Source organism: Vibrio pacinii DSM 19139 (assembly GCF_000711795.1).
Taxonomy (GTDB): Bacteria; Pseudomonadota; Gammaproteobacteria; order Enterobacterales; family Vibrionaceae; genus Vibrio; species Vibrio pacinii.
Window position 1 is genome coordinate 75,110 of record NZ_JONH01000017.1, and the last position, 14,357, is coordinate 89,466.

The 14,357-nt window shown below is 45.9% G+C and carries 13 protein-coding genes and 1 tRNA gene; 13 read left to right on the forward strand and 1 reads right to left on the reverse strand.

Annotated elements, in window-relative coordinates:
- Positions 1–112 precede the first annotated feature (112 nt).
- From flgB to BS19_RS12075, 13 genes are all read left to right on the forward strand, one after another.
- Complete coding sequence (gene flgB, locus BS19_RS12015; protein ID WP_038175538.1) at positions 113–511, forward strand: flagellar basal body rod protein FlgB; 399 nt, start codon at positions 113–115, stop codon at positions 509–511.
- Complete coding sequence (gene flgC, locus BS19_RS12020; protein ID WP_038175539.1) at positions 512–928, forward strand: flagellar basal body rod protein FlgC; 417 nt, start codon at positions 512–514, stop codon at positions 926–928.
- A 10-nt stretch (positions 929–938) separates the two neighbouring features.
- Positions 939–1,649, forward strand: coding sequence for a flagellar hook assembly protein FlgD (flgD, locus tag BS19_RS12025; protein ID WP_038175540.1), 711 nt, complete (start codon positions 939–941; stop codon positions 1,647–1,649).
- A gap of 43 nt (positions 1,650–1,692) precedes the next feature.
- The gene (gene flgE / locus BS19_RS12030) at positions 1,693–2,997 is read left to right on the forward strand and encodes a flagellar hook protein FlgE (protein WP_038175541.1); all 1,305 of its coding nucleotides are present in this window, start codon (positions 1,693–1,695) and stop codon (positions 2,995–2,997) included.
- Between the two features lie 205 nt (positions 2,998–3,202).
- Positions 3,203–3,952, forward strand: a complete 750-nt coding sequence (gene flgF / locus BS19_RS12035; protein WP_038175542.1) for a flagellar basal-body rod protein FlgF — start codon at positions 3,203–3,205, stop codon at positions 3,950–3,952.
- Positions 3,953–3,972: 20 nt separating this feature from the next.
- Complete coding sequence (flgG, locus tag BS19_RS12040; RefSeq protein WP_038175543.1) at positions 3,973–4,761, forward strand: flagellar basal-body rod protein FlgG; 789 nt, start codon at positions 3,973–3,975, stop codon at positions 4,759–4,761.
- 21 nt (positions 4,762–4,782) lie between these two features.
- Positions 4,783–5,562: a flagellar basal body L-ring protein FlgH gene (flgH, locus tag BS19_RS12045; RefSeq protein WP_038175544.1), complete on the forward strand. Its 780-nt coding sequence runs from the start codon at positions 4,783–4,785 to the stop codon at positions 5,560–5,562.
- 66 nt (positions 5,563–5,628) lie between these two features.
- Positions 5,629–6,720 carry a flagellar basal body P-ring protein FlgI gene (locus BS19_RS12050; RefSeq protein WP_038175545.1) on the forward strand — a complete coding sequence of 364 codons (1,092 nt, stop codon included), beginning with the start codon at positions 5,629–5,631 and terminating at the stop codon, positions 6,718–6,720.
- A gap of 11 nt (positions 6,721–6,731) precedes the next feature.
- Complete coding sequence (flgJ, locus tag BS19_RS12055) at positions 6,732–7,640, forward strand: flagellar assembly peptidoglycan hydrolase FlgJ (protein ID WP_038175546.1); 909 nt, start codon at positions 6,732–6,734, stop codon at positions 7,638–7,640.
- Between the two features lie 178 nt (positions 7,641–7,818).
- Positions 7,819–9,693: a flagellar hook-associated protein FlgK gene (gene flgK, locus BS19_RS12060; protein WP_038175547.1), complete on the forward strand. Its 1,875-nt coding sequence runs from the start codon at positions 7,819–7,821 to the stop codon at positions 9,691–9,693.
- 9 nt (positions 9,694–9,702) lie between these two features.
- The gene (flgL, locus tag BS19_RS12065) at positions 9,703–10,896 is read left to right on the forward strand and encodes a flagellar hook-associated protein FlgL (RefSeq protein ID WP_038175548.1); all 1,194 of its coding nucleotides are present in this window, start codon (positions 9,703–9,705) and stop codon (positions 10,894–10,896) included.
- Between the two features lie 355 nt (positions 10,897–11,251).
- Complete coding sequence (locus BS19_RS12070; RefSeq protein ID WP_038175551.1) at positions 11,252–12,397, forward strand: flagellin; 1,146 nt, start codon at positions 11,252–11,254, stop codon at positions 12,395–12,397.
- Between the two features lie 501 nt (positions 12,398–12,898).
- Positions 12,899–14,032, forward strand: coding sequence for a flagellin (locus BS19_RS12075; protein WP_038175549.1), 1,134 nt, complete (start codon positions 12,899–12,901; stop codon positions 14,030–14,032).
- A gap of 240 nt (positions 14,033–14,272) precedes the next feature.
- Here BS19_RS12075 and BS19_RS12080 read toward each other — a convergent pair.
- Positions 14,273–14,357, reverse strand: a tRNA-Leu gene (locus tag BS19_RS12080).

Sequence of the window (14,357 nt, forward strand, 5' to 3'; positions counted from 1 at the left end):
CGCAGTTATTGCTCAATCAATCACAGAAAGCAAATTGAACAGAAGTTTAAAGTTGGTACGCAAATTGCTTTTATTTTTACAGTAACGGTCAGTTCTTTGAGTAGAGGTCAACATGGCTATTTCTTTTGACAATGCATTAGGTATCCACCAATACACGGTGGGCGTACGCGAGCGCAATGCTGAGGTGGTTTCCACTAATATTGCTCAAGCGAATACACCTGGATATAAGTCTAAAGGGATGGACTTTCAAAAGGCACTGCAGGCGGCAACATCAGAGGCAAGTATTGGACTTAGCCGTACTGATAGTCGGCACATACCTGCCTCTACTCGGGTGACAGGCGAAGTGATGTATCGTCTTCCGACACAGCCTGACACCGGTGATGGCAATACGGTGGATGTGGATCTAGAACGTAACTTGTTTATGCAAAACCAAATCCGCCACCAAGCGTCACTTGACTTCTTAGGAAGTAAATTCAAGAACTTAACGAAAGCTATAAAAGGGAGTAACTAGATGAGCTTATTTAATGTATTCAATGTAACTGGTTCTGCCATGAGCGCTGAATCTGTTCGTCTAAATACGACCTCGAGCAATTTGGCCAATGCTGACAGTATTTCGAGCTCTGCAAAAGATACTTATAAAGCGCGTCATGCGGTATTCGGTGCTGAGTTAAGTAAGGCAAAGTATGGCCGCGACCATACCGTGCCAGTGAAAGTGATGGGTATTGTCGAAAGTGATAAACCGCTGAGTGCGGAGTACAACCCAGAGCACCCTCTTGCAAATGACGAGGGCTACATATACAAGCCCAACGTCAATGTAATGGAAGAGATGGCGAATATGATCTCTGCTTCTCGTTCTTACCAAACGAATGTTCAAGTAGCAGATTCAAGTAAACAAATGCTGCTGCGTACGCTGCAGATGGGTCAATAGGAGATAGAGTATGGCCGGAGACATTAATAATGTTGGTCCAAGTAGCTTGTCTTATATTGATCAGCTTAAACAGCTTCAGGACAAGAATAAGCCGGATGAGACAACGGGTAAGCAAAATCTTAAACAAGAAGATTTCTTATCGCTACTCACTAAGCAACTTGCCCAGCAAGACCCATTTAAGCCGGTTAGTAATGACCAAATGATTGCGCAAATGGCGTCGTTCGCGACCGTTGATGGTATTGGCAAAATGAACAATCAGTTCGAAACGCTCAATGCATCAATGACCTCAAACCAAGCGCTGCAAGCGTCTTCATTAGTCGGACGTGATGTATTGGTTCCAGGCGCGGCAGGCGTGAAAAAAGATGACGGCAGTATGGCTGCCATGGTCAAGCTTCCACAGTCGGTTGATAACCTGATGGTGAGAATCGAAGACCAAATGGGTCAGTTAGTTCGTACTTTTGACGTTGGTTCTAAGCCACCAGGTGATAGCCGCGTTGAATGGGATGGAAAAGATCAAAACGGTAATCCATTGCCGGCTGGCAAATACAAGGTGAAAGCCGCGGGTTTGCTAGATGGAGCAGCGAAAGAGTTTGAGGTTTCGACCTATGCAAACGTCAATAGCGTCCTGTTAGGTAAAGGCGATGGTAACGTACTACTCAATCTGGCTGGCTTCGAGTCGCCAGTTCGACTTGCTGAAGTACTAGAAGTTGGCAAAGCGTAGCTCGTCATAAACTAGATATGCTAGCTAGATAGGAGATTTTGGAATGTCATATGTTGCATTAAGCGGTCTGTCCGCTGCTCAGTTAGATCTGAACACAACCAGTAACAACATTGCGAACGCGAACACATTCGGCTTTAAAGAGTCTCGTGCGGAGTTTGGCGATGTTTACTCGAACTCACTTTTTACTCATGCGAAGACAACTCCGGGGCAAGGTGTACAAGCGGCCCAAGTTGCTCAGCAATTCCATGAGGGGTCGAGTATTTATACCAACAACCCGATGGACTTACGTATCTCTGGTACAGGCTTTTTTGCCGTCGCCAAAGACAAACTCACCCCTACGTCCAATGAGTTAACTCGAAACGGTGCATTTCACCTCAATAAAGATAACTACATGGTAACGGCAAATGATGAGTTTTTGCTTGGCTATCAGGTAAACCCAGATACAGGGGACGTGCTTTCGTATGAACCGTCACCAATCAACATTCCAAAAGAGTTCGGTAAACCAAAACAGACCTCGAACATCGAGGTTGGGGTTAACCTGCCAGCAGGTGGGGACCTAAAAGATCCCACATTGTTTGATTATTCCGACCCTGAAACGTACAACCGTTCTACGTCATCAACAATTTATGACTCTATGGGACAGTCGTACAAGATGACGACCTACTATCTCAAAGATCAGACTCAAGCAAACACGTGGCAGACGTACTATACCGTAACGGATAGTGCTGGTGAGAAACCTTTGAATATCGTTGGTGGTGATGCGACGGCGCCAACGGGGCATGTGGGCCATACAATGAGGTTCAATAACGACGGTACGCTAGCAAGCTTGAATAATGGGCAGAATATTGTCTCTGAGCAGTTAGGTGCGGGTGCAAACCCAATTGATCTGAACGGTGCAGATATCACACAGACCCTGTCGTTTGGCCTTGATAGCGCGACTCAGTTTGCTGCGCCATTTGAGTTGACCAAGTTTGATGAAGACGGTGCGACAACGGGCTTCTTAACTAAAGTTGACTTTGATGAAAATGGTAGCGTCCTTGGTACTTACTCTAATGGTGAAGCGATCACTTTAGGTCGTGTTGGCATGGTACGAGTGGCTAACGAGCAAGGTCTAGACAAAAAAGGTGGAACCCAATGGGATTCAACTCAAATGTCTGGAGCCAAAATTTGGGGTGAATCGAACAAGGGATCATTCGGTACCATTAACAGTGGTACGCTTGAGCAGTCTAACATCGATATGACTCAAGAGTTGGTAGACTTGATCTCTGCTCAACGTAACTTCCAAGCAAACTCTCGTTCGTTAGAAGTGCACAACCAAACACAACAAAACATCCTGCAGATTCGCTAATTATTATCGCGAGTAATACGTCGCAGTAAATAGAAAGCTGGTGGCAAACATCAGCTTTCTATTGTTGCCGCCAATGGCAACATACCTTCCTTTCATCTTCATGAACACTTGCCGCATTGTCACTAAGTCTCTGATATATAAAGTTAACAAAAGCTGGCACATCTATTGCTTGTATCACTATGAATAGTGATTTTTGGAGCAAATTATGGATCGTGCACTGTTTCTAGCAATGAGCGGCGCCAAGCAAAACATGCAAGCGTTGCAGCTTAGAGCCAACAACTTAGCGAACGTCAGTACCACGGGTTTCCGTGCTGATTTGGCGCAAGCTCGCTCTATGCAGGCGTATGGCGAAGGTCTTCCGAGCCGCGTATTTAGCATGACAGAGCGTCCAGGCCATAATTTTCAACAAGGCAGTGTCATCACCACCGGTCGTGATCTCGATGTCACAATTCAAGGTGAGGGATGGATTGCCGTGATGGATAAGACGGGGAAAGAGGGTCTTACACGTAATGGTAACTTCACTATTGATGCTAACGGCCTATTGACTAACGGTAACGGTAACTTAGTGCTGGGCGAAACGGGGGCTCCGATTACCTTACCGATTCCAATCAGCAAAGTGGAGATCGGCAACGACGGTACTATTTCTGTTGTGCCACAAGGTGCTCCGGCCGATGCGATTGAAGTTGTCGACCGCATCAAGTTAACCCGCAACAATAATCAATCACTATTCAAAGATATCAATGGCTTATTCCGCGCCAAAGATCCTAATGCGGCATACGAAGCAGATGCCGGTGTCAAACTGCTCACAGGGGCAATTGAAGGCAGTAATGTCAACGCCATTGGCGAAATGACGAGCCTGATTGACTTGCAACGTCAATTTGAAATGCAAGTGAAAATGATGAGCACAGCAGAAGAGATGGACAAAGCGTCGAACTCTTTGCTTCGTATGAGCTAATAGATTTTTAGGAGAAGGTTATGCATCCGGCATTGTGGGTTAGTAAAACGGGTTTAGACGCCCAGCAAACCAATATTTCAACGATTTCAAACAACTTAGCGAACGCCTCGACGATCGGTTTCAAAAAAAGCCGCGCTGTGTTTGAAGATCTTTTTTATCAAAATATCAATCAGCCAGGTGGTCAATCATCGCAAAACACCGAGCTACCAACGGGCTTAATGTTAGGTGCGGGCTCTAAAGTAGTTGCGACACAAAAAGTCCACACACAAGGCAACACTCAGACGACCAATAATAGCCTCGACATGATGATTGAAGGTGACGGTTTTTTCCAAATTTTGATGCCCGATGGCAATATCGGTTACACACGTAATGGTCAGTTTACCGTCAACGATGAAGGTGTCGTGGTCACGTCAGGGGCGGGTTATTCCCTTGAACCAGAGATTGCCATTCCAGACGATGCCATCAGCATCACCGTTGGTAATGATGGTGAAGTCTCAGTACGAGTTCGTGGACAGCAAGATAACCAAGTTGTCGGTCAGATTGCCACTGTAGATTTCATTAACCCGGGCGGTTTAGAGCCTATCGGGCAGAACTTGTACCTACCAACAGGCGCTAGTGGCGACCCACAAGAAGGGGTACCTGGCTTTGACGGTTTTGGTGAGGTCAGACAATCCATGCTAGAGACGTCAAATGTAAATGTCACTGAAGAGTTAGTGAATATGATCGAAGCGCAACGTGTCTACGAAATGAACTCTAAAGTCATCTCAGCCGTCGACAAAATGATGAGCTTTGTCAATCAACAGCTATAACGCAAATACGGGGATAATGTTATGAACAGATTACTTGCGTTAGTGCTAGTTGCGGTGATGTCGGGTTGTTCCATGCTTGAGCCGCCGATTGAGACTCCGGATATCGTTCAAGGTACAACGAATGTTGATGCGGTTGAAGGCGATAAGTCAGACCAAGATGATACGGGGATGATTGACGCCTTACGCGGCCGGACCGATCCCGTTCCCGGTGACCCTGCCTGGGCGCCGATTCACCCCAAACATCAACCTGAACATTATGCGGCAGAAACAGGTTCACTGTTTAATACTGCCAGTACCAGTAGTTTGTATGATGATTATAAGCCGCGTGGTATTGGCGATATTATTACCGTGACTTTGGACGAACAGACCAAAGCGGCCAAAAGTTCGGATGCGGATCTGTCAAAAAACAACGATGCTTCTATGGACCCACTGGAAGTCGGCGGACAGCAACTTAACTTGGGCGACTACAATTTCTCGTACAACTTGAGTAACGACAATCAATTTAGTGGTAGCGCTGCGGCAAATCAAAGTAACAGTATTTCAGGCTCCATCACGGTCGAAGTGATTGAAGTTTTGGGTAACGGTAACCTAGTGATTCGCGGCGAGAAATGGCTAACCTTAAACACCGGGGATGAATACATTCGCCTTAGTGGCACAATTCGTCCTGATGATATTGATTATGAAAACACCATTGCGTCTACCCGTATTTCTAACGCAAGAATTCAGTATTCTGGCTCTGGTACACAACAAGATATGCAAGAGCCGGGCTTCTTGGCACGATTCTTTAATGTCTCTCTATAACGCCCTGTGATGCCGCTTTTTTGGCGCGCAGTGAAACACGGCCAAGGTTAGAGAATAGGTAAGATTATGAAAAAGTGTTTGCTCCTTATTACAAGTTGGTTGCTTATCGCCACTTCAGTGCAGGCTGCGAGAATTAAAGATGTTGCGCAGATCGCCGGAGTACGTAGTAACCAATTGGTCGGCTACGGCTTAGTTACTGGTCTGCCGGGAACCGGCGAGAGTACACCTTTTACTGATCAAAGCTTTAATGCCATGTTGCAAAAATTCGGCATTCAATTGCCACCAGGTACTAAGCCTAAAACAAAGAACGTGGCGGCCGTGATTGTAACAGCAGAATTACCGGCATTTTCTAAGCAAGGCCAGACCATTGATGTCACCGTTTCGTCTGTCGGTGCTGCCAAAAGCTTACGCGGCGGCACCTTAATGCAAACAATGCTTAAAGGTCTCGATGGGCAAATCTATGCCGTCGCGCAAGGCAACCTTGTGGTGAGTGGCTTTAGTGCGACTGGCGCTGATGGTTCCAAGATTGTGGGTAATAACCCAACGGCAGGGATGATTTCTAATGGTGCGATTGTCGAACGAGAAATCCCAACCCCATTTGGCCGTGGTGATTACATTACGTTCAATTTACTCGACTCTGATTTTACCACCGCTCAACGCATGGCGGATGCAGTGAACAACTTCCTTGGTCCACAGATGGCCTCAGCGGTCGATGCGACGTCAGTGAAAGTGCGCGCACCGCGTGACGTGACCCAACGCGTGGCTTTTCTCTCAGCGATAGAGAATCTAGAGTTTAATCCTGCCGATGGCGCAGCAAAAATTATTGTTAACTCACGTACAGGCACCATCGTGGTGGGTAAACATGTTCGACTTAAACCTGCAGCGGTCACTCATGGCGGTATGACGGTCGCCATTAAAGAGAACTTAAATGTCAGCCAACCAAATGCGTTTGGCGGCGGTGAGACGGTTGTGGTTCCAGATACCGAGATCGAAGTGACAGAAGAGCAAGGGAAAATGTTCAAGTTTGAACCCGGTTTGACTTTGGACGACCTAGTGCGTGCTGTCAATGAAGTGGGTGCTGCACCTTCAGACTTAATGGCGATTTTGCAAGCATTAAAGCAAGCGGGCGCGATTGAAGGACAATTGATTGTTATCTAAGGAACAATAAGATGATAAACAATGGTAACGATATTGGATTTATCCATGACATTTCAAGCTTAGATAAGTTGCGTAAGCAAGCCGTTAATGATGAAGACGGCGGTGAACAGGCGGCACTAAACGCCGCGGCTAAGCAGTTTGAAGCGATTTTTACTTCGATGTTGTTTAAATCGATGCGCGACGCTAACTCGACATTTGAGTCAGGGTTAATGGACAGTCAGAATCAGCAGTTTTATCGTCAGATGATGGATGAGCAGATGTCGTCTGAACTTAGTGCATCGGGATCACTTGGCCTTGCTGATATGATCGTTGCTCAACTGACTTCGGGTAATATTGAAAATGAGAACGCTAACAGCCGCAATACTGACTTTGAAGCTTTAATGGGGAAAGTTGATGCGGTTCGTGATGAAAGAGCGCGCACGACCACAGTAAGCCAATCAGAGCCGGTTCAGTCGTCTCGCTTTGACTCACCGGAGTCTTTCGTTGCCTCAATGAAGCCTTACGCCGAAAAAGCGGCGCGTGCACTTGGCGTTGATTCTTCTTTGCTGTTGGCACAGGCGGCATTAGAAACGGGTTGGGGGCAGAAAGTGCTCAATAATTCACGTGGTAGCAGCAATAATCTATTCAACATTAAGGCGGATAGAAGCTGGAATGGCGATAAGGTAGCAACACAAACACTAGAATACCATCAAGGGGTTCCAGTTAAAGAGAGTGCCGCGTTTCGTTCATACGCTAACTACGAAGAGAGCTTTAATGATTATGTGCGTTTCCTCAACAAAAATCCACGTTACACCACGGCGCTGCGCCACGGTGGAAATGATGAACAATTTATTCGCGGTATTCATCAGGCGGGGTACGCCACTGATCCCGCTTATGCGGATAAAGTATTAAGTGTCAAAGCGCGTATCGATCAAATGTAATCAAACTCACCTGCTGGTGAGTTTGTTTTTATCCCCCATTATTATCTCCACCTCGCGGTTATCCCGCTCACCTCTTTAACCGACTAATCGGTATTCTTTTACTCTCTGGCATATATTTTGCTTTTATCTATTTAGATACTCAGCTAATGCTGATTTTTAAAGGGTTATTGGGGGCAATATGGCGTCTGATCTACTGAATCTTGGTGCGCAAAGCGTATTAACGGCTCAGAGACAACTAAACACCACCGGTCATAACATCTCTAATGTCAATACAGAGGGTTATAGCCGCCAGTCGGTGATACAAGGCACAAATATGCCGCGCCAATACGGTGGGGAAACCTATGGTATGGGTGTCCATGTGGAAAAAGTTCGCCGCTCATGGGATCAATTTGCCGTTAACGAGTTAAATGTCTCGACCACCAGTTACGCCAATAAAGTCGATAATGAAGAGAATCTAGAAATGTTGTCTAACATGCTCTCTTCGGTTACATCGAAAAAAATTCCTGAAAACCTCAACGAATGGTTCGATGGCGTAAAGTCGTTGGCCGATAGTCCTAACGATGTTGGTGCGCGTAAAGTAGTACTAGAGAAAGCCGATCTCATTACCCAAAACCTTAATGACTTTCACGAAACAATTCGTCGTCAGTCGGATGTGGCTAACAAAAAACTCGATTTAGGTATCGAGCGAGTGAATCAACTTGCGGTCGAAATTCGTGATTTACACCGTTTGATGATGCGTACGCCAGGGCCGCACAACGACCTGATGGATACACATGAAAAACTGATCGCCGAACTGTCTGAGTACACTAAAGTCACGGTCACGCCGCGTAAAAACGCCGAAGGGTTTAATGTCCATATTGGTAACGGTCACACCTTAGTATCGGGGACAGAAGCCAGTGAACTGAAAATGATTGACGGCTACCCTGATGTTCATCAACGCCGACTGGCAATGATCGAAGGCAAGGGCATTAAATCCATTACCACCAAAGACATTGACGGAAAAATTGGTGCGATGCTCGCCATGCGCGATGAAAAAATTCCACAATTAATGGATGAGCTTGGCAAGCTGGCAACTTCATTCTCGTACGAAGTGAATAAACTGCAATCGCAAGGTCTGGATTTGCGCGGCAACCTTGGTAGCTTGATATTTACCGACGTTAACTCAGATATTGTTGCTAAGTCGCGAGTGGTGACCCCATCCAATTCTAATGCCGATTTAGCGGTTTATATTGAAGATACCAGTCAGTTAGTCGGTGGTGAGTACTCATTGCAATACAACGATGGTGACTATTACATCACTCGCCCTTCCGGTGAACAGTTTGTCGCGTCGGTTGTCAATGATGCCATCACTTTGGATGGGATTCGAATCGAGATCAACAAAGATTTACAAGCCGGTGAACGGGTGCTATTACGCCCGACTCGAAGTGGCGCCGCACAAATGAAGATGGCAACCGATGATCCGACCAAGATTGCGGCTCAAAGCTTCGAGGCTTCTACGACGTTTGCTCAAGGTAGTGCAAAGTTCACGATGATGGCCGCTGGCGATGTGCGTGAATTCGAAGTCGTGATCTCACCGAAAGGAACTGAGTTTGCTGTAACCGATACCCGTGGCAATCTTTTACTTGGCCCTCAGGCTTACCCTCCTAAAGGTCTGGTAGATGTCCAAGGGACAGTGTTTGAATTAACTGATGGCGCGTTGCCGAACGATAAGTTTACGGCAAACCTTGTCCCATCAGAAGGTGACAACGGCAACTTAAGAAAAATGCTCAATATCCAGACAGATAAAAAGCTAAACGATGGTGAATCAACCATTTTAGATGTTTACCACAATTTAAATACCGACGTTGGTCTACAAATGTCGACGGCTTCACGCCTGACCGATGTTTCCAGGCTAGAGAAAGAGGCGGCACAAGAGCGAGTCGCCTCTATTGCCGGGGTTAACCTTGATGAAGAAGCGGCCAACATGATGAAGTTTCAGCAAGCGTATATGGCCTCTTCACGTATCATGCAGGCGGCCAACGACACCTTTAACACCATATTGGCGTTGAGATAGGAGGCATAAGTGATGAATCGTATTTCGAGCTTCCATAATTATCAGTCGGTGCAGAATGACTTCCGTCGCCAAGAGGCAAAAGTGCATCACAACCAAGCTCAACTTGCGTCAGGAAAAAAACTGATGAAGGCGAGTGACGATCCGCTGGCCACCCATTACATTCAAAATATTGGTCAGCAAAAAGAGCAACTACGCCAATATACCGATGCGATTGTGTTGAGTCGTAACCGCTTAGAGCATCATGAAGTGATCATTTCCAATGCGGAACAGTACACCGATGAAGCCAAGCGTACGGTCATGGAGATGATCAATGGGTCACTATCTCCAGAAGACCGCTTAGCCAAACGACGTGAGATTCAAGAACTGGCGGCTAACTTTCTTAACTTGGTCAATGTTCAAGATGAGTCAGGTAACTATATCTTTGCCGGAACCAAGCCGAAGAATCAGCCCTTCTTTAAAGATAAAGATGGCAATGTGGTTTATGCCGGTGATGACTACCAGCGCAAAATGAAGATTTCCAATAGCCTTGAGATGCCAATTAACGACCCTGGTAGCAAGCTATTTATGGAGATCGATAACCCATTTGGTGATTTTGAACCCAATTACAATTTGAACGAAGCTTCAGAGTTACTGCTTGAGCGGGCGATTAACCTTAACCCTGATGATAACTCAACGTATAAGGTCACTTTTGTTGACATGCCTGATGGCAAATATGGCTACCAACTTGAAAGAGATGGTTCAGTGGTTAAAGCTGACACGTTTGATCCCGGTAAAGGAATCAAATATGAAGATGTGACCATTCAGGTGAAAGGGCAGATCAGTAAAGGGGATGAAATATCCCTCGAGCCACGCCGCAGTTACAGTATCTTTGAAACCTTTAATGAAGCAATGAAGCTCTCGCAAGGGTCGGTATCGGATGCCTCGAATACCGCCAAGTTACACCAGATAACACAAGAGCTTCATTCCGCATTTATCCACCTTAACAAAGCGCGTACTGATGTTGGTGCACGATTGAATACTTTAGATATTCAAGAAGAGCAGCACGATGATTTCAAAATGACGTTAACCAAGTCGAAAAGCAATTTTGAAGATCTCGATTATGCCGAAGCCATCATTGAGTTTAATGAAAATTCACGAGCTTTGCAGGCATCGCAACAGGCGTTTGGCAAAACCAAAGACCTAACACTATTTAACTATATCTAAGCTCATTGCCTTACGTGCTATGCCGTAAGTGCGAGGTTAGAGAACTGTCTGAGTCAGCAGTGGCAAGGCAGTGGCAACAAAGCGGCAATCGGGTTGCCGCTCAGCATGAACACAAAGTGTTCAATCTGAATAGAACCCGAGCGATATATTTAAGTAACTAATATTTATGGAAATAATATTTTTATTGTTGGTTTCTTAAAACTGGCACACAACTTGAATTGGTTAGTGCAGAGTTAAACAAACAGGTTTTAAGTAGGAGTATTCCTACTTAGCAAGGCATTTACGGTCAGTGCTTCCAAATGAGACTAAGCTGGCCGCTTCGCAAGCACTTGCGAACTCAATAGGAGAGCAAACTATGACCATTAATGTAAACACGAACGTGTCAGCGATGACCGCTCAACGTTACCTGAATAAAGCGACCGGTGATCTTAATACTTCAATGGAGCGTTTGTCTTCGGGTCAAAAGATTAACAGTGCAAAAGATGATGCTGCAGGTCTGCAAATTTCTAACCGTTTGACCGCTCAGTCTCGTGGCTTAGATGTCGCGATGCGCAATGCCAACGATGGTATCTCCATCGCGCAAACGGCGGAAGGGGCGATGAATGAATCAACATCGATTCTACAACGTATCCGCGACCTATCATTACAGTCTGCTAACGGCACCAACTCGGCGTCAGAGCGTCAAGCTTTACACGAAGAAGTGGCCGCGTTACAAGACGAATTGAACCGTATCGCTGAAACAACGTCATTCGGTGGCCGTAAGCTACTTAACGGCTCATTTGGTGAAGCGTCATTCCAGATTGGTGCCAGTTCAGGTGAGGCAATCATCATGGGCTTGACCAGTGTACGTGCCGATGAGCCACGTATGGGGGGCCAAAGCTTCATTTCTGACCCTGAGAAAGGAAAAGATAAAGACTGGGGAGTCCCTGCGGCGGCGAAAGACCTTAAGTTTGAATTCACGACCAAAGCTGGCGAAGCGATTACCTTAGATATTCTTGCCAAAGAAGGGGATGATATTGAAGAGGTGGCAACCTACATCAATGGTCAAAGTGATAAGCTCACCGCATCAGTTGACGAAAATGGCAGACTGCAGATTTTTGCCGCAGAACCTGATCTAGAAGGCGATCTTAATATCTCGGGTGGTCTGGCTTCAGAGCTTGGTCTTGTCGGTGGCCCTGGAGTGAAAAGCACGGTACAAAGTATTGATGTTCGCTCTGCGGGTGGCGCGCAAAATGCAGTAGGTATTGTTGATGCAGCGCTGCAGTATGTTGATTCACAACGTGCGGATCTAGGTGCGAAGCAAAACCGTTTGAGTCACAGTATCAATAACTTGGCTAACATCCAAGAAAACGTCGAGGCATCGAACAGTCGAATTCGCGATACCGATTTCGCCAAAGAAACGACAGCGATGACCAAAGCACAAATTCTGCAACAAGCAGGTACGTCAATACTTGCTCAAGCAAAACAGTTGCCAAACTCTGCAATGTCATTATTGCAGTAGTGGTCAAGTACTTCACTAGTAGTAGCCTAGACGTAGGGTTAGTGGAGGTTTGACGGCAAACATAAGTGATAAGGTTTTGGGGTTCTCTCTCACACCTACTCCATCACTGGAAACACTTATGTAGCAGGCGGCCAGGCTTTGATCATTTCTCTCGATCTCCAAAGGCTTGGCTACCAAAATAGCCCCGGTTCTCTCAAAGGAAAAGGGGCTTTTTCTTTTTGGTTTCACAATACCCACATCAAGTTATATCCTCCCCGCAGTGCTGTTGAATAATGGCAACCTCTCGACCTATTGGGTCAAAACTTTAGCAATTAATTTCATATCTGCAGGTGCCATCAAGCTAAGCTTTATTCGCCGTGAATTTCACACTATTTGACCAATTAGCTCTAAAGTTAATCAATTTTGAGTCGTTAATAAGGTTACTTTGAGAGAACTAATTGGTTTACCGAGACGTCGGAAACCTTCAACTCCGGTCTACGGTAATCAATAGGAGAAACCACTATGGCGGTTAATGTAAACACAAACGTTTCAGCAATGACGGCACAACGCTATCTCAATAGCGCGTCATCTGCTCAGCAAGCGTCGATGGAAAGACTTTCTTCCGGTTTTAAGATCAACAGTGCTAAAGATGATGCGGCAGGTCTACAAATTTCGAACCGTTTGAATGTTCAAAGCCGTGGCTTAGACGTCGCAGTACGTAACGCAAATGATGGTATTTCTATGGCGCAAACGGCTGAAGGTGCCATGAACGAAACCACCAACATTTTGCAACGTATGCGTGACTTATCACTACAATCTGCAAACGGATCTAACTCAAAATCAGAGCGGACCGCGATTCAAGAAGAGATCACGGCACTTAATGATGAGTTAAACCGTATCGCTGAAACGACCTCGTTTGGTGGTAATAAGCTACTTAACGGTACTTTCGCAACTAAGGCTTTCCAAGTTGGTGCAGACAGTGGTGAAGCGGTGATGTTAACGATGAACAATATGCGCAGTGACAATGCCATGATGGGAGGTAACAGCTATGTTGCCGCCAATGGGCAAGGCAAAGACTGGGCAGTTCAAGACGGCGCGAATGACCTTACCATTGCCCTAACGGATAAATTTGGTCAAGAGCAAAACGTAACGATCAACGCTAAATCAGGCGATGATATTGAAGAGTTGGCCACTTACATTAACGGTCAGACAGACCTGGTAAAAGCTTCGGTTGACCAAGATGGAAGATTGCAACTATTTACCGACAATAACAATGTAGATGGCGCTGCGACCTTCAGTGGCAGTCTAGCAGGCGAGTTAAGCATAGGAGAAGCGAAAGCAGTCACGGTTGATAGCATTGATGTCACCAATGTTGGTGGCGCTCAAGAGTCCGTGGCGATTGTGGATGCTGCACTGAAATTTGTTGATAGCCACCGTGCTGAACTTGGTGCATTCCAAAACCGATTCAATCACGCAATCAATAACTTAGAAAACATTAATGAGAACGTTAATGCGTCTAAGAGCCGAATCAAGGATACCGACTTTGCCAAAGAAACAACGGCATTGACAAAATCTCAGATTCTTACGCAAGCATCTAGTTCAGTTCTTGCACAAGCAAAGCAAGCGCCCAACTCAGCGTTGGGGCTTTTAGGCTAAAAAGTTAGTTTTTAGCACACTATAAAGTCATGACTTAATAGAAAATCCAGCGTTGGCTGGATTTTTTTTTGCGCGTTTATAATGCCGTAACGGATAGATCAGACAGAAAATAGCCAAGGGGAGGAGAACGAGGTAAGTGAGGGTGAAATGGCCATTTGGTTATTACTAATTAACAATGCTAAGAAAAGCGTGATGCGCAGAAAAAACAAAACCCAGCACAAAGCTGGGTTCGTTAAAGAATGGTGCGGACGGAGAGACTTGAACTCTCACACCTTGCGGCGCCAGAACCTAAATCTGGTGCGTCTACCAATTCCGCCACGTCCGC